Genomic DNA, 17,046 nt, shown 5'->3' with positions numbered 1-17,046 from the left:
TATTATGGAACACGATTTACTCAATATCTGGCAAAAATGTCTTCAGTTTATGAAAGACAATTTAAATGCTAATGAAACTGAAGATTTGGGTAAATTGGAAGACTCATTCCATTTGTTGTTTGATAAAGTACAGCCGATATCGTTGGTTGAAAATAGTTTAACCCTTGGGGTACCGAGTAATTTTTATAAGGAGTATATTGAGGAGAATTATATTGCTTTATTATCCTCTGCACTTAAAAAATATATTGGAAAACGAGTGAAATTATACTATTTAATTTTAAATGGTAAAGCGATACCTACGGAAAACCCTACCAACCAAAACATCAAAGGGAATACCGTTCCAACACCTAAGCCACAAGAGATTAAAACACAAGAAGTAATGCCTCAAATCCATGGGAAAATCCAAAATCCTTTGGTGATGCCTGGTATTAAAAAAGTCCCTGTGGAATCTAATCTTAATCCAGTGCACTCGTTTGATAATTTTGTAGAAGGAGAGAGTAATAAATTTGCTTATTCTGCGGCTAAAATTATCGCTAAAAGACCTGGTGAAACCTCATTTAACCCAATGTTTATTCATGGAGGCGTAGGTGTAGGGAAAACGCATATTGCGCAGGCTATCGGTTTGGAAATTAAAACTGCTTATCCAGAAAAAATTGTACATTATTTATCATCAGAGAAATTCATTCAGCAATTTGTAAAGGCGGCAAGTACCACTCGTGGAAACTCTAGTAGTAGAGAGGACTTTGCTAATTTTTATAAAATGCTAGATGTCTTAATTGTAGATGATATTCAGTTTTTATCGGGTAAAAAAGCAACTCAAGAATCGTTCTTCCATATTTTTGATTATCTGCATCAAAATGGTAAGCAGATTATCTTAACTTCGGATAAGGCACCGGCGGATATTATGGATATTGAAGAGCGTGTGGTTTCTCGTTTTAAATGGGGACTCTCTGCGGAAATCAAATCGCCAGATTATGACACAAGAAGAAAAATTATCGAAGATAAACTCAATAGAGATGGTATTGTCCTTAGCGAGGATATGATAGATTTCTTAGCGGGTGAGGTTCAGTCCAATGTGAGAGAATTAATTGGGGTAATTAATGCCGTGATTGCTTATTCTACGATTTATAAGTCTGATTTAACATTAGATTTATTAAAAGAAACCATCAAGAAAATTGCTAAAAACCAGAAAAAAGAAATCAATATTCCTTATATCCAAGAGGTGGTTTGTGAGTATTTTGGATTAAAAAGAGAGCAGTTATTATCTAAAACACGAAAAAGAGAAATTGCGCTACCAAGACAACTCGCCATGTATTTTGCTAAAGAATATACCGAAGCTACTTATGCCAAAATTGGAAAAGAAATGGGGGGTAAAGACCATGCTACGGTAATGCACGCTTGCCAAACCATTAAAGGTGGTACTGAGGTTAATAAAGAAATAAGAACTTATGTTAAAGAACTTAAAGAGAAGATTGGTAAATAAATCCACTTACCATCGTTAATCATCTATAAGGATTTTCTTTAATGTTAAAATTATTGAGAATCCTTTTTTATTTATTTTAAAAACCATCAAGTCATGAAGATTTTAATGTTATGTTTAGGAAATATTTGTAGAAGTCCATTAGCAGAGGGGATTTTAAAGTCTAAAGTTTCCGATATCCACGAAATAGACTCTGCGGGAACTAGTGCATTTCATGAAGGACACCAAGCCGACCCACGCTCAATTGAAACTGCTGATTTCCACGGGATAGATATTACAGACCATCGCTCTAGACCCCTGACTAAAGAGGATTTTAAAGTGTTTGATGTAATATATTGTATGGATCAGCAAAATTATAAAGATGCTTTAAAATTGGCTGACAATGAGGAAGAGCAGCAAAAATTAAAACTGATTTTAGAAGGCCAGCAAGAAGTGCCAGACCCCTATTATGGTGGTATTGGTGGTTTTGAAAAAGTATACGCTATGCTCGATAAGGCTTGCGATAGAGTGATTAAAGAACTTAATCTTGTGTAATATGTTATTTTTGTTACCTGCTTATCTTTCCGACCAGTCGCCACGGTCTTACTTTGCACCCATCATCAAAGATTATATTTTAAAGACCGATTATTTCTTTGTTGAGAACGAAAAAACAGCCAGAAAAGTCATTAAATTTTTCTGTCCAGAAAAATCACAACCTGATTTAAAACTTTATTTACTCAACAAATATTCTACGACTGCTGATGTTTCGGAAGCATTGGAATTAATGAAAAATGGACAAGATTTTGGCTTATTATCCGAAGCTGGGTTGCCTTGTATTGCAGACCCAGGACATATTATAGTCCATTGGACACATCAAAATAATATTAAAGTGGTACCTATCAATGGACCTTCAGCTATGATTACCGCATTGATTGCTAGTGGATTTAATGGACAACAATTCACTTTCCATGGTTACTTACCGATAGATAAAATAGAGAAGAAAAACCAAATTCAATATTTGGAACAGCAAGTCCAAAAAACGGGATATAGTCAGATTTTTATGGAAACCCCATACCGTAATAATGCCTTAATGGATGATTTATTAAAAACGCTTAGCCCTAATACGAAACTTTGTGTTGCTGCCAATATCAACCATCCTAGTGATGAGTTTATAAAAACCTTAACGGTAAAAGAATGGCAACGCCAAAAGTTTGATTTCCATAAAATACCTGCCGTTTTTGTCATTGGAAAGATGCTAGTACCAAAGCCCACTAAGAAATCTAAAAAATAATAGCATACCATCACATTAAAAAAGCCCTCTTCTAGAGAGGGCTTTATCTATTTTTGGCATTTGTTGTTATACTAACATAACCATTGGATTTTCTAAATAAGTTCTTAGTGTCTGTAAGAATTCTGCACCCGTAGCACCATCAACCACTCTATGGTCGCAGGCTAGGGATAACTTCATGGTGTTGCCTACCACAATTTGACCATCTTTTACAATCGGTTTTTCTATAATTGCCCCTACAGAAAGAATACATGAGTTAGGCTGATTGATAATTGAAGTAAAGGTTTCTATACCAAACATACCTAAATTAGAAATAGAGAAAGTAGAACCTTCCATTTCATTAGCTTTAAGACCTTTTGTTTTCGCTCTAGAGGCCATATCTTTAACCCCAGAAGAAATTTGGTTGTAGCTCATAAAGTCTGCATTCTTAAGTACAGGAACAACTAAACCATCTGGAATGGCAACGGCTACACCAATGTTGATATTACCGTGGTGGATGATTTTATCACCTGCCCAACTGCTGTTCACTTGTGGATGTTTTCTTAATGCCATGGCTGTCGCTTTAATCACCATATCGTTAAACGATACTTTGGTATCAGGCAAAGCATTGATGTCTTTTCTTGCAGCAATAGCTTTATCCATATTTATTTCCACCATTAGATAATAATGTGGTGCCGAGAATTTACTTTCCGATAAACGCTTAGCAATCACATTTCTTACTTGAGAATTTACCGTTTCGGTGTCTTCACCTGGTACAAAATTAACAGCTGGCTGAGCAACGGCTTGAGGAGTAGAAGCTGCGGCTTTAGGCGTATAATTTTCAATATCTCTTTTTACAATTCTGCCATTTTCACCAGAACCTTCGATGGTTGAAATATCAATTCCTTTTTCCTCTGCCATCTTTCTTGCTAAAGGCGAAATTGCAATACGGTCAGAAGTTAAAGCGTTTGATGTAGTCTTTTGTTCTGATTTTGGTGCCTCAGAAAAGGTTGTTTCCTTCTTAGTTACTTTAGGCTCTGCCTTCTGTTCTTTTTTACCACCGCCAGATACAATTGCAGATACATCAGTACCTTCTGGTCCTATAATGGCTAAAATTTTGTCTACTTCGGCAGCGTTGCCTTCTGCTACACCTTGGTATAAAAGTGTTCCATCAAATTCAGATTCAAAATCTTGTACAGCTTTATCGGTTTCAATTTCAGCAAGAATATCGCCTTCTTTTACTGTGTCGCCAACTTGTTTATGCCATTTGGCTACTTTTCCTTCTGTCATCGTATCAGAAAGGCGAGGCATCGTTACCACTTCTACATTGTCAGGTATATCTACAGAGTCAGAGGAGGTTTCTGTTCCATTAACCTCAGAAGCAGTTTCCTCAGCCTCAGTTTCTTTACCATTAGATGCTGAATTGTCTCCACCATTTAAAAGACCTGAAATATCTTCGCCTTCTTTACCAATAATAGCCAAAATGCTATCTACGGGTGCGGCACCATTTTCCTGAACCCCAATATGAAGTAGCGTACCATCCAATTCAGATTCGAAATCTTGTACGGCTTTATCGGTTTCAATTTCAGCAAGAATATCGCCTTCTTTTACTGTATCGCCCACTTTTTTGTGCCATTTGGACACTTTTCCTTCCGTCATCGTATCAGAAAGGCGAGGCATTGTAATAATTTCTGCCATAAGTATTTTGTGTATTTTAATGATTTTATATGCTATTGCATCATCAATCTATTCTTAGTTTTCTAATTTGTCTAAAAAAGGATAATTTGGAGTAGAATAAACAAAGTCATAAACTTGGCTAGCTTCTGGATATGGAGAATTTTCCATAAACTCTACACATTCTTCAACAAAAGCTTTAGACTTCGCATCTATGTCTTCCAACTCAGCCTCAGATGCCCATTGGTTTTCAAGGATCCTTGACTTTACTAGCTCTATCGGGTCGTGCTCTTTATGCATTGCGACTTCCTCTTTAGTTCTATAAGGTTCAGCATCAGACATAGAGTGTCCTCTGTATCGGTAAGTTCTAGCCTCGATAAATGTTGGTCCATCACCTCTTCTAGCTCTTTCAATAGCTTCAAAAGCGGCTTCAGCTACTTTCTCTGGATCCATTGCATCTACAGGTAAACAAGGCATTTCGTAGCCCAAACCTAATTTATAAATATCTTCATGATTAGCCGTTCTTTTAACTGAAGTTCCCATTGCGTATTGGTTATTTTCGCAAACAAAAACTACAGGGAGTTTCCAGTTCATTGCCATATTGAAGGTTTCGTGTAGTGATCCTTGACGAACAGCACCATCCCCCATAAAACAAATATTGACCGCCTTTCTATCGAAATATTTATCTGCAAAGGCAATACCAGCACCCAAAGGAATCTGTCCACCTACAATACCATGTCCTCCATAAAAACGGTGTTCTTTGCTAAAAATATGCATAGAACCGCCCATACCTTTGGAGGTTCCTGTGGCTTTACCACAAAGTTCTGCCATTATTTTTTTAGGATCTACACCCATTGCCATAGGGTGGATGTGACAACGGTACGCAGTAATCATACTATCTTTAGTCATATCCATAGCGTGTACAAACCCCGCAGGAATAGCTTCTTGTCCATTATAAAGGTGTAGGAAACCTCTGATTTTTTGTTTTAAATAAAGAGAGCGGCATTTATCTTCAAAGCGTCTCCACATCGTCATATCAGCATACCATTGAAGGTAAACTTCTTTAGAAAATTCTTTCATATCTATTCAAAAATATATCGCAAAAATAAGAAAATCTTATTTAATATAAAACCTTATGCCAGACATTCCTTTGAAAAAATGTAATTTTATCCGCTTAAATCTAATCTTTTATGCTCAAACTAATTTCCAAGTGGCTATCCAAGTTGTTTTATCCTTTTATTTCCATCGCTTGGTTTTATGTATATGGTACATTTATCAATGGGGCTATCTCTAAATTAGAATGTCTTGGCTTTGCTTTAATGGTCGGTTTTCCCGCTATCATTTGGCTTATTTGGAATGTTAAAAGAGGATATTACCAAGATGCGGATGTATCGGATAAAAGGAAACGCCAATCCTTATACTATTTTTTAATCGGCATTTTTATGGTTTATAATATTGGGTTTTATTATCAATTTGGTAGGGTAGATGTTAAGATATTGTACTTATTAGGGCTTACCATAGTGCTATTTTTGAGTAATTATTTTATTAAAACTTCTATGCATACAGCTTATAATGTATTTGTTGCGACATTGTTTTATAGTCTTGGTGCGTTAGAGTGGTGTATTGTTTGGATTCTAGTCACCATGATTGTGGGGTGGTCTCGCTTAGTTTTAAAAAGACATTCCAAAAATGAGGTGGTATTGGGTGGAGTGATAGGTATTGTCGTATCTATTTGCTATATTTGTACTTTAAGGATTTAGAATTGAAAAACTAACAAAACATGATACAACCGCTGACTACAGCCGAAGAACAAGTAATGCAAGTCATCTGGGAACTACAAGGTGGGTTTCTTAAAGATATCGTAGAGACTTTTCCAGAGCCGAAACCTCACCAGAATACGGTGTCTACTTATGTTAAAATATTAACGAAAAAAGGCTATCTAAGCATTGAAAAACATGGTAGAATATTCTTCTATAAAATTGAAATATCTAAGCAAGAGTACCGTATTGATTTACTTAAAAATTTAGTCACACAGTTTTATAAAGACGAAGAGGAAACACTGCTAAAGCGTTTAGTTTCAGAAAAAATAGTGTCTAAAAAGCAAATAAAGAAATTTGCAAAACAACTTAAGAAAAAGAAAAAATAGGCTAAAGTGAATTTAGCGTTTCCACATATTGCTTTAAAATCACCTCTTTACTATACCGTGTTTTGATACTATTTTTAATGTCTTCCTCATTATAATTTTGCTCTAAAAGCCTTTTTATGGTATTTGCAAATATTTGATGTTGCGTAATATCTGCAATTTCACCATTAATCTGAGGTTGGATAATTTCGTTAATTCCCCCAGGGCAATTGTTAGTTAGGGCAAAAGTCCCACAAGCACCAGCCTCCAACAATACATTAGGAAAACCTTCGTAGCGAGAGGATAATACAAATAAATCGGCAAATTTAAGGAAAGGGTAGGGGTTACTCTGTCTTCCATGAAATATCACTTGCTCTAGACCTAAATCTGTTTTCATCTGATGCAGTTGTTCTTTATCTGCCCCATCGCCCAAAATATGAAACATAATCGGTTGGCCTTTTAGATAGGAACATACCTTTAGTAAATTATCAAAACCTTTTCTATGAGATAGATTGCCAATAGCAACAACATGCTTTTTACCTTCTGTATAAGCGTCTGGGCGTATAGTATCCTTTAGTTTGTCTTCTATAAATTGAAAATCGACAGGATTGTTAATTTTTACAATTTTTTTTGGCTTAATATTGAAATTCTGAATTAAGTCTTGCGCCATATCATCGCTTTGAGCAATGATGGTGTTATAATTATTATAAAAGCGATAAAACAGCCTAATTTCTTTACGAGTTACATGCTGAGAAACCACATTAGTTTCCCGAGCCACAAAATGAATTTTTGGGAATAACTTAGTAAACATGGAAAGATAAGCATTAACCTCACCAAACCCTGAAAAAACAATCTCTGGTTTCCGTTTTCTTAATTCTTTTAAAATAGGAATTAATGAATGGCGTATTCTTGGCGTCTTAAGGTCTATGATTTCTACATCTTCTTTTAGAAACTTTAGATAGCCCCCTTCTTTTCTAAGCAACATGATTTTAGAGCTAAAATAAGCTCTAGGAAGATGGTTGGCTAAAGTCATTACAATACGCTCTGCTCCGCCAGTTTCCATATCGGGCAGGATAAAAATGATATCTTTTGGCATCATGAATAGTTCTTAATTAGCCACATCACTAATGAACTTAATTCTGAGCAATCGCACTTCATCATCCGTTAATTCATCGCCGTATTCTGCTAGAAGAATTTTCATGCTATCGCTTTCAGAATCATTCATAAACTCCATAAAGTCGTCTACTAAATCTTCATCGAAATTTTCGTCAATATAATAGTCGATATTTAATTTAGTCCCTTGGTAGACAATGCTTTCCATTTCGGAAATTAATTCTTCCATACTTAGGTTTTTAGCATTGGCTATATCTTCGAGGTCTATTTTTTTATCGGTATTTTGAATGATAAATACTTTATGGCTAGATTTATTGGCTACTTTTTTCAGCACCATATCATCTGGTCGCTCAATATCATTTTCCTCAACATATTTTTTGATGTATTCTGCAAATTCTTTCCCAAATTTTCTAGCCTTGCCTTCGCCAACACCATGAACTTTAGCAATTTCTTCTATGGAAATCGGGTATTGTATGGTCATATCTTCCAAACTCGGATCCATAAAAACCGTATAAGGTGGAATTCCGTGTTTCTTAGCCACTTTTTTTCTAAGGTCTTTAAGTTGCGAAAATAAAGCCTGATCCATGGCATTCCCTGCTTGTGTATTCATCTGTTCGGATTCGGCTCTAGTTTGTGCTAAGTCGTATTCTCTATCTTCTGCAATTAAAAATTCAGGTGTATTCTTATTTTTAAGGACTTCTAACCCTGATGGACTAAGTTTAAGAATGCCGTAAGTTTCAATATCTTTGGTGATATAGCCTCTCACCGTCGCTTGTCTGATGATAGACTTCCAATAATTATCGGTCTTATCACTGCCTTTACCAAAGTATTCAGATTTTTCTAATTTATAAGATTTAGTCACTGGGGTTTCTTTGCCCATAAGCACCGCAATCAAATCTTTGGTTTTAAACTTTTCTTCTAAATTTTTGGTAAGTTCTAATACCAATTTAAAATCATCTGAAACATCTATAAGCTGAGGCGGATTTACGGAATTATCGTCCATCTTAGCACCATCGCCATGGATTGGGTCAAAGGATTCCCCAAAATAGTACAATATATATTGTCTTCTACTCATAGAAGTTTCGGCATAGCCAATGACTTCGTTGAGCAATTGTAATCCAATTTCCTTTTCGGAAACCGATTTTTGAGCTAAGAACTTCTCTAGTTTTTCGATATCTTTTGGGTCGTAAAACGCTAAACAATAGCCTTCGCCACCATCTCTACCAGCACGCCCTGTTTCTTGGTAATAACTTTCGAGAGATTTTGGAAAATCATAATGAATCACAAAACGCACATCGGGCTTGTCTATCCCCATACCAAATGCAATAGTCGCTACAATGACATCGCAATCTTCCATCAAAAATTTATCCTGATTGGCGATACGCGTTTTCTGGTCTAAACCAGCATGGTAGGGTAGTGCGTTAATGCCATTGACTTGTAATATTTGTGCGAATTCCTCTACTTTTTTTCGGCTAAGGCAATAGATAATCCCTGATTTGCCTTTATTTTTTTTGATGAATTTTACAATTTGCTTTTCTACATCCACTTTAGAACGCACTTCGTAAAATAGATTCGGACGATTAAAACTTTCCTTAAAAACTTGGGCATTATTCATCCCTAAAGTTTTCTGAATATCGTCTTGAACTTTTGGGGTTGCCGTAGCCGTAAGGGCAATTACAGGAACCTCTGCAATTTGTTCTATAATTACTTTTAAATTTCTATATTCTGGACGGAAATCATGTCCCCATTCCGAAATACAGTGGGCTTCATCAATAGCGAAAAAAGAAATTTTAACCGATTTAAGAAACTCTAGATATTCCTCTTTAATGAGCGATTCTGGCGCTACATAGAGCAATTTAGTTCGTCCTGCTTGTATATCGTCAAACACTTGTCTGACTTGTGTTTTGTTTAATGAAGAATTAAGGACATGCGCTACACCTTCGTCAGAGGAAAGTCCATTTACCGCATCTACCTGATTTTTCATAAGGGCAATCAGTGGTGAAACTACAATCGCGGTACCATCTGAAATAAGGGCGGGTAATTGATAACATAGTGATTTGCCGCCACCAGTAGGCATCAATACAAAAGCATCTTTGCCTTCTAAAAGCGCTGTAATCACTTGTTCTTGTTGCCCCTTAAAAGAGGAAAAGCCAAAATATTTTTTGAGTTCCTGTGTTAAATTATATTTTTTCGTAGTCATTTTAGTTTTGTTTACTAAATTTGCAACTTACCAAAGGTACAATTTTTTTTGTTATGTTCAAAAATTATATGATATTTCTTTATTTAAAACAACTAAACGGACCAACTAAACATCGCTATGAATCATCAAAATAAGCTCATTTCAGAAGATATGTCCCCATTGCTAGAAATAGGGAAGAAGGCAATAGCAACGGAGATAGAGGCATTAACCCAACTAAAAAATCGATTGAACCAATGCTTTTTAGAAGCCATCCAGATGATCCATTTATCAAAAGGAAAATTAATTGTGGTAGGCATAGGGAAATCAGCTCATGTAGGAACAAAAATTGTAGCTACGCTTAATTCTACGGGAACTCCCGCACAATTTTTACACGCTGCGGAAGCCATTCATGGGGATCTAGGTGTGGTTCAGAAGCAAGATGTGGTGTTGTGTATTTCTAATTCGGGAAATTCCCCAGAAATTGTGAATCTTGCTCCTTATTTAAAACAATATGCCTCGGGGCTGATTGCCATGACGGGAAATACAAAATCCAAACTCGCCGAAACTGCCGATATCATTTTAGATACTTTTGTAGAAAAAGAAGCCTGTCCTAATAAACTAGCGCCTACGAGTTCTACGACGGTTCAAATGGCATTGGGCGATGCTCTAGCCGTAAGTTTAATGGAAATTAACCATTTTAAAGATACCGATTTTGCTAAATTTCACCCAGGAGGAAGTTTAGGTAAAAATCTCACAGCCACCGTAGAGCAATTTTTGTCTTCTCAAAAACCTTGTGTTTCGGAATCTGCCGATATTAAAGAAGTGATTATTTCCATCAGTGCTTCTACCCATGGGGTAACGGTAGTGACAGAAGGTAATAAAATAAAAGGCATTATAACCGATGGCGACCTAAGACGGATGCTGATGATGGATACAGATATTACCCATAAAACAGCCAAAGAAATTATGAGTCAAGAGCCTAAAAGTATCGACAAAAATGCTTTAGCAAAAGAGGCAATGGCGATGCTTAAGGAGTTTAATATAGGACAATTAATTGTTACAAGCCACAACGAATACTTTGGAATAATAGACTTACATACCCTTTTAGACGAAGGAATATTGTAAATTTGCCAATATAAAAATAAAAAATACTGTGAGTACAGATAAAGAAATGTCTTTTCTCGCCCATATTGGAGAACTTCGAGGGCATCTAATTCGCTCAATCATAGCGATTATCATTGGAGGATTTTTAATAGGGTTTAATATAAACTGGGTGATGGACCATATCATTTTTGGACCAACCCGTCCCGACTTTTTCACTTTCCGCGTGGTGAATTATATTTCTAGAATGACCATAGGGGAGGATACCATTACCATGCCCAAAGAATTTCCAATCCAAGTAAGAAAACTATTCGAACAGTTCAATATGATGATGGCGATTTCTATTGTAGGCGGACTTTTGATTGCTTTTCCTTATGTGGTATGGGAACTGTGGAAATTTATTAGTCCAGCATTAAAACCTAGTGAGCGAAAGAATTCTATATTCATTATTAATGGCACATGGGTGTTGTTTATATTGGGTGCATTATCGGGTTACTTTTTAGTGATGCCTTTTGTAATTAATTTTGGTTATTTTTTCAGTATTTCGGATTTTGTAAGAGTGGATATCGACTTGGCAAGTTATGTGACTATTCTTTTACAAATTGTATTAGGTATGGCAGTGATTTTCCTATTTCCAATGATTGTCTATATTTTGACTTCATTAGAACTACTTACCCCACAATTTCTTAGAACTTATAGACGCCATTCCATAGTGGTGATTATGGTCATCGCGGCATTCATTACCCCAGCGGATATTATCAGTATGATGGCGGCGGCATTGCCTTTGGTTATCCTTTATGAAATTTGTATCTTAATGTCGGTATTCGTCTATAAAAAAATAGAAAAGTCTAAAGTTTTGACTAGGGATATGCAGAATATAGAATAAAACTAAGATAATCTCTGCCGATTTGTCTGCCATAAAAGTTTGGTTTTTATTTTGCAGGTTAAGAGTATAAAATTAACTTATGAAAAAAGCACTGATTGTAGTTGATGTACAAAATGATTTTTGTGAAGGCGGCGCTTTAGCCGTTCCTAATGCAAGCGATATTATTCCGTATATTAACTTATTAATAGAAGAAAATCAATACGATAAAATTGTTTTTACACAAGATTGGCATCCTCAGAACCATAAAAGTTTTGCGTCTAACAACGGTAAAAAAGTTGGTAAGACTATTACTCTAAATGGAATTCCGCAGTTTATGTGGCCAGACCATTGTGTACAAGGTTCGCATGGCGCAGAATTTCATAAAGATTTAAATACAAGCAAAATTGACCATATTATAAAGAAAGGTCAAAATGCAGAATTTGATAGTTATAGTGCCTTCCAAGATAATAATCAGTTTATGAAAACAGGCTTAGCAGATTATCTAAAATCAAATGATATTCAAATGATTGAAGTGGTTGGGCTAGCACTAGATTATTGCGTAAAATATACTTGTATAGATGCTGCTAAAGAAGGCTTTATTACATGTGTACATTTCAACGGAACCAAGGCTGTAAATGTGCGTCCAGAAAATGGTAGAGATGCCATTTATGAGATGCTTCAAAACGGGGTTACTATTTTGGGGTAAATCAAAAAACATCATAAATTCTGTGATGTTTTTTTATTTAATAAAAATCCTATAATTTATATTATGATGTATCATTTTTAATTCGTATATTTGCAACAAATATAATAAAAATATTTCAAATATGATACAAGAAGTTATTGCATATAAAAATGTGCTTGATGGTATTGAAGGACTATTGGATAAAAGCCCATTTAAAAAAACATATATTATTGAGCAAGTAGGGATACCAGCACCAACTTTTTATAGAAAGTTAAAGTCTCTAACTTTTACACCTGATGAAGTATTAAAAATACTTACATTGCTCAAACCACAGGAAGCTCTTCTATATGAAATAGAAAAAGCGGAAGCTGATTACAAAAATGGAAGAGTACAAGAACATAGAGAGTACATGAAAGACTTAAGAGAGAAGTATCTCTAGTTTGTAAGGATTTTGATAGTTATTGAAAAAAGTAATTAAAAGAATTTCATAGGTGTTTACTACACGATAAATTAAACTAATTTGTGGTACAATGAGTATGTTTCTATAGTCTGAATAGCCACTAACAGGTTTGCCTATATAAGGATGATAACGCAAATTTTCTATTGCTGAGTCGGTTTTGTCTATAAAATTCTCTATTTCCTTTTGTGTCCAATCTTCTAAAAGATATGCTATATTATCATTAAAAGAATTTTTTGCTGTATCTGTCCATAAAATAACCCGTTCCATTTTTTATATCAATTTTGATACAAATATAATAAAAAAGACCATCTAATAGATAGTCTTTTTTTGATTTCTAAAAAATCCATTACTGTACATAGTAAAATGAAGAACCCTGATAACCTAAATTAGCATCTGATAAGTCTATTTTATAATGCGGATAGGCTTTATTATCTTCATTAACAAAATCACAATAGGTGAATTTAGCATTTTCAAATGTAGGTACTTCATTTGGCGTTTTTTGTACTATGAATTGTATAAAAATTCGCTTGCCTACAGGTAAACTTCTTTTTACTTCATTCTCTAGATTAAAAGAACTGTATATTTTACCATTGACCTCTCTATGATTAATATTGAGCACAACATATGGATATATGCCTTCAAATATTCCTCTGTCAAATCCTAAATAATGATTTCCGCTTTGTATCTGTTGTTTGGCTAGATTGACCTTTGGATCGTTTTCATCAAAAACAAATACACGAGCGTAAGTAATAGGTTTAAATAATTGCTGTGAATCTGTGCCATAAAACCAAAAGTGGGTGGCTTTAGTTTTTACCTTGTCTAATGTTTTTAAAGGTTGTGAAAATGTAATCAAATCAGATTTACTATTATTACCATTAGCTGATAGTGAAACAACTTCAGTCCCGGGACCTGGTTTACAAGTGGTACGAATAAGGGTACCGAATTTATTAAGGACAGAAGGTGTGTTGTAAGTCTTCTCACACATAGCGATTGGTGTAATTTCTTTTAGTTCGCTATCTTCATTATGGATTTCTCTTTTACATGCAACTAGAGTTGTAAGTGTAATTCCTGTAAGTAAAATTAGCTTTTTCATAATAAAAAGAATTAATGGTTAAGAGCCTGTAATATAGATACTAAAATGAATTAAAACAAATGTTTTTTTTTAAAATTACGAGGATTGAAAGGAGCGACGAAATTGCGATTTTGTCGCCCTTTCAATCCTCAAAAAAGTAGACAAAACAATCGAATCAAAAAGGATGAAAAATGCTTTTTCAGGTAGTCAATACCGCTAAGTTACCTATAAGTGTCAGTTTTTTTAAGCAAATCAAAATAGAAAGTAACCACCCAAAAGGGTGGTGGGTGGGAAAAGATAATCAGCGTAGTGTATGTATTAGCGTAAAGTCTAAGACTGTATAAAAATAGCGAGCGTAGTCGAGCCACGCACACTGACACCTATATATAAGCGGTGCGATAACCGGCGTGCGTACTGCGGAGCGACCAGATGAGGGAAAGGGAATGGGTATGGTGTGGGGAAGTAGGGCGGGGGAGCGGAGTGGCGTGTGGAGGCGATGCCTGAAGGTGCGGAATGGTGGAGCAAAGCGGAGCTGATGTAGCACCGGAAGTGGAAGGGAACACCTTAGATGCCAGCTGGAGCGGAGCGTAAGCGAACTAAATAAAGTCGTGGAATCAGCGCCGACTAAGCGGCACGCCCCAATAGGCGGAGTGTGGCAATTTTTTTTCTAAAAAAATAGCGAAGCGGTGACACGTGGAGCGATGAGGGCAGTGAGGTGCACAAGGGGCGGAGGCATATGCAAGGGCGGAGCAAAGCGGAGTTTATTATTACCCTTGCAGATGCCGTAGACCCCGCAGGGTACGCCGAACAACCGAACACCATATAACCGCCCGTAATAGGCTATACCGTGAAACTGGAATAAATGGTTTTGACGGTATAGCCGTCAAAAAAAATAAAAAAAATTATTGAAGCGGTTTCCTAAGCCCCGTCCCGCAGGGCGGGGGTTGGGAAAACAAGATAAAAAATAAGCGTCTACCACCCACCCCCACTATAAATTTTTATTTGGAAAAAAAGATAAGAAGACGAATAGTAGTAAGCGTTGGAAAAAGCTATGTGTATTATATTTTTTGAGAAAAAAATATAATACATGATTGCATAGGAAGCAAGTGCGATATATGTGGATGGATATGGCTGGGGATATGGCACTGCGTGGCAATACAGAAACAAAAAAAATTAGAATCGCTGATGATACTGACGATATACCCAAGGAGCCACAGCATTTTTATCGGAAAATAAACCTATTTTTTGTTGTTGTGCTTTTTGTTGTAATTCTCCTAAACTCTTATCATCTGAATATTTATAATACCACCAACCGAAGCCGTTTTTTATGATTTCTTTGGATAAGTATTTACCATTGTCATAATATACTTTTGCAATGGTTCTCCTGTATCTATCTGTATTAATAGGGTAATAGGTTATATTTTTTTTGAATACTTGTAATGATACAAATTGCTTTGCGTTTTTGCCGAAGGCTTGACCATTTTCGGGGCAATCTACTTCGGCAAGTCTTAGGGTATGTTGATTTTTTAAACTATCTAATACGACTATGGTATCACCATCTTTTATGCCTATAACGAAGGCTTTTTGTTGGGGAAAAAAGATAGCGTAATAAAATAAAAAGATAATTAGAAATGCTCTCATTGTTTTTTATTTGGGAGTACAAAATAATCAAAATATCCAGAGAAAAGCAAAGGATTTTTAGGGGTATTTTTTTTGTTGCTGATGTATTTGAATGGTTTGTTTAGTTGGGCATTAAGCCCTGATAGTTGTACTTTGAGTAATGCAAGATTACGGCTGTCTTTTGGGGTATGATGGTCTATGTATTTTTGAAGTGCTATGATTTGGTTTTTTAGTTCATTGATTTGGTAACTATCGGTTTCGTTGGATAGGTTTTGTTTGGCTATTTTGATTTCTTCTAAGGCTCTATAATAGGGTTCGTTTGTGGCTTTGATATTGGCTTCTTCTTGAGCGATTTGGGTTTGTTTTTCTAGGATTTGCTGTTGTATTTTTAGGCGATTTTCTTCGTATTTCAAACGCTGATTGGCTTCTGAGTGGTCTATGGTTTCTATTTTTAGGGTGTCTTTTAAGGATTTTGAAAAGTATAAGTTATGTTCGTTTTTTAGTTCAAAATAGTAATCGTGTAGTTTTCTTTCTAATGTGATAACATCGGCTTTTTCTGTAGCTGTAATTTTGGTGTAGGATATGAATTTATCATCTACCAATATATTTAAACTATCGGCTGTAATATGGTTAAATTCTACTCTTTTGGTTGTGAGTGTATGTTTGGTATTGTATGGTTTTAGAGTATTGATTTTTAGCCCTTGCTGACCTTCTCTTAATCTTATAATGGTATCATTTGATACGATGTATAATTGCTGGAAATCTGCATAGACTAAATAGCCTGTTCCTTTGACTGGTTTTTGAAAGTTGTATAAATCGTAGTCTATTTTGTAGAGTTTGTTTGATTTTGTAAATTCTCTATAAACATGGGTTATATCGTTAAATTGTTGGTTATAGGTAAGCCAAAAGCCTTGTGTAAATAGGTTATTCATAAGTGCGGAACTGCATAGGAATACAACAAATAAAATACCTTCTTGCTTTAGGTTGCCAGTGCTGAATCTGTAAGTGGGGTTACCAGGGATAACGCAAGGATTTCGCCAAAACGGGTAGAGTAGGGGAACACCAGAGATTGTGAGCATATCTAATAATAGATGCCCAAAGTAAGCGAAGAATGTGATTAAAGCGTAGTGTTCTGGAATGATTTGTAATTTTTGTAAGATAAGGACTAATAGTGTGATGATGACGGTTGCGAGTAGCGAGTGTGTGATAGTCCTATGACCATAGCGACGATAGAGCCATTTGGATATGGGGTAAAAGGGTTTTCCGATTATGGATTTTGGTGTGTCTATATCGGGCAATAGAGATACAAATATTGTGGCTGCAAGGTAGTAGGGGTTTGAGAATATATTGACATTCCAAAGGCTGGTAAATATGCCTGTGAATAGTATGCCACCTGCTATGTGGTTGGGTGCTGTCATGATATTAATTA

17 protein-coding genes are annotated in these 17,046 nt (G+C 35.6%); 9 read left to right on the top strand and 8 right to left on the bottom strand.

All coding sequences use genetic code 11. The annotated features are described in order from the left end of the window. Positions 1-4 precede the first annotated feature (4 nt). The 3 genes from dnaA (at position 5) to C237_RS0100610 (ending at position 2,750) form a co-directional block, all read left to right on the top strand. Positions 5-1,483 (top strand): chromosomal replication initiator protein DnaA, encoded by a 1,479-nt coding sequence (gene dnaA, locus C237_RS0100620; protein WP_026315399.1) that lies wholly within the window; start codon positions 5-7, stop codon positions 1,481-1,483. A 93-nt stretch (positions 1,484-1,576) separates the two neighbouring features. After that, positions 1,577-2,014 (top strand): low molecular weight protein-tyrosine-phosphatase, encoded by a 438-nt coding sequence (locus C237_RS0100615; protein WP_018674544.1) that lies wholly within the window; start codon positions 1,577-1,579, stop codon positions 2,012-2,014. Position 2,015: 1 nt separating this feature from the next. Further along, positions 2,016-2,750, top strand: coding sequence for an SAM-dependent methyltransferase (locus tag C237_RS0100610; RefSeq protein ID WP_018674543.1), 735 nt, complete (start codon positions 2,016-2,018; stop codon positions 2,748-2,750). 66 nt (positions 2,751-2,816) lie between these two features. Here C237_RS0100610 and C237_RS0100605 read toward each other — a convergent pair whose 3' ends face one another. Together C237_RS0100605 and pdhA are read right to left on the bottom strand one after the other, a co-directional pair. Continuing rightward, positions 2,817-4,424 carry a 2-oxo acid dehydrogenase subunit E2 gene (locus C237_RS0100605; RefSeq protein WP_018674542.1) on the bottom strand — a complete coding sequence of 536 codons (1,608 nt, stop codon included), beginning with the start codon at positions 4,422-4,424 and terminating at the stop codon, positions 2,817-2,819. A gap of 54 nt (positions 4,425-4,478) precedes the next feature. After that, positions 4,479-5,480, bottom strand: coding sequence for a pyruvate dehydrogenase (acetyl-transferring) E1 component subunit alpha (gene pdhA / locus C237_RS0100600; protein ID WP_018674541.1), 1,002 nt, complete (start codon positions 5,478-5,480; stop codon positions 4,479-4,481). A gap of 110 nt (positions 5,481-5,590) precedes the next feature. Between pdhA and C237_RS0100595 the strand changes: the two genes are divergently transcribed. Further along, positions 5,591-6,160, top strand: a complete 570-nt coding sequence (locus C237_RS0100595) for a phosphatase PAP2 family protein (RefSeq protein WP_018674540.1) — start codon at positions 5,591-5,593, stop codon at positions 6,158-6,160. A 20-nt stretch (positions 6,161-6,180) separates the two neighbouring features. After that, positions 6,181-6,546, top strand: coding sequence for a BlaI/MecI/CopY family transcriptional regulator (locus C237_RS0100590; RefSeq protein ID WP_018674539.1), 366 nt, complete (start codon positions 6,181-6,183; stop codon positions 6,544-6,546). 1 nt (position 6,547) lies between these two features. Here C237_RS0100590 and C237_RS0100585 read toward each other — a convergent pair whose 3' ends face one another. Together C237_RS0100585 and recQ are read right to left on the bottom strand one after the other, a co-directional pair. Then, the gene (locus tag C237_RS0100585) at positions 6,548-7,621 is read right to left on the bottom strand and encodes a glycosyltransferase (protein WP_018674538.1); all 1,074 of its coding nucleotides are present in this window, start codon (positions 7,619-7,621) and stop codon (positions 6,548-6,550) included. 9 nt (positions 7,622-7,630) lie between these two features. Beyond that, positions 7,631-9,835: a DNA helicase RecQ gene (recQ, locus tag C237_RS0100580; RefSeq protein WP_018674537.1), complete on the bottom strand. Its 2,205-nt coding sequence runs from the start codon at positions 9,833-9,835 to the stop codon at positions 7,631-7,633. Between the two features lie 117 nt (positions 9,836-9,952). On the opposite strand from recQ, the gene C237_RS0100575 reads away from it, so the two are divergent. The 4 genes from C237_RS0100575 to C237_RS0100560 all read left to right on the top strand — a co-directional run bounded on the left by C237_RS0100575 (position 9,953) and on the right by C237_RS0100560 (position 12,904). Next, on the top strand, positions 9,953-10,939 hold the full coding sequence (locus C237_RS0100575) for a KpsF/GutQ family sugar-phosphate isomerase (protein ID WP_018674536.1): 987 nt from the start codon (positions 9,953-9,955) through the stop codon (positions 10,937-10,939). A 28-nt stretch (positions 10,940-10,967) separates the two neighbouring features. Beyond that, the gene (gene tatC / locus C237_RS0100570) at positions 10,968-11,801 is read left to right on the top strand and encodes a twin-arginine translocase subunit TatC (RefSeq protein ID WP_018674535.1); all 834 of its coding nucleotides are present in this window, start codon (positions 10,968-10,970) and stop codon (positions 11,799-11,801) included. A gap of 79 nt (positions 11,802-11,880) precedes the next feature. After that, a complete protein-coding gene (gene pncA, locus C237_RS0100565; protein WP_018674534.1) occupies positions 11,881-12,486 on the top strand; it encodes a bifunctional nicotinamidase/pyrazinamidase in 606 nt (201 codons plus the stop codon). A 121-nt stretch (positions 12,487-12,607) separates the two neighbouring features. After that, positions 12,608-12,904: a hypothetical protein gene (locus C237_RS0100560; protein WP_018674533.1), complete on the top strand. Its 297-nt coding sequence runs from the start codon at positions 12,608-12,610 to the stop codon at positions 12,902-12,904. On the opposite strand, the gene C237_RS0100555 is transcribed toward C237_RS0100560, so the two are convergent. The 4 genes from C237_RS0100555 to C237_RS13780 all read right to left on the bottom strand — a co-directional run bounded on the left by C237_RS0100555 (position 12,884) and on the right by C237_RS13780 (position 17,035). Next, complete coding sequence (locus C237_RS0100555) at positions 12,884-13,192, bottom strand: type II toxin-antitoxin system RelE/ParE family toxin (protein WP_018674532.1); 309 nt, start codon at positions 13,190-13,192, stop codon at positions 12,884-12,886. The genes C237_RS0100560 and C237_RS0100555 overlap by 21 nt on opposite strands. Before the next feature lie 79 nt (positions 13,193-13,271). Next, positions 13,272-14,018 (bottom strand): hypothetical protein, encoded by a 747-nt coding sequence (locus tag C237_RS0100550; RefSeq protein ID WP_018674531.1) that lies wholly within the window; start codon positions 14,016-14,018, stop codon positions 13,272-13,274. 1,152 nt (positions 14,019-15,170) lie between these two features. Beyond that, positions 15,171-15,638: a thermonuclease family protein gene (locus C237_RS0100545; RefSeq protein WP_018674530.1), complete on the bottom strand. Its 468-nt coding sequence runs from the start codon at positions 15,636-15,638 to the stop codon at positions 15,171-15,173. Next, positions 15,635-17,035 carry a metal-dependent hydrolase gene (locus C237_RS13780; protein ID WP_083917604.1) on the bottom strand — a complete coding sequence of 467 codons (1,401 nt, stop codon included), beginning with the start codon at positions 17,033-17,035 and terminating at the stop codon, positions 15,635-15,637. Before C237_RS13780 ends, C237_RS0100545 begins: the two co-directional genes overlap by 4 nt. Positions 17,036-17,046: the final 11 nt, after the last annotated feature.

It is taken from the genome of Riemerella columbina DSM 16469 (genome assembly GCF_000374405.1).
Lineage (GTDB): Bacteria > Bacteroidota > Bacteroidia > Flavobacteriales > Weeksellaceae > Riemerella > Riemerella columbina.
This window is presented reverse-complemented; position numbering and strand designations above follow the sequence as displayed.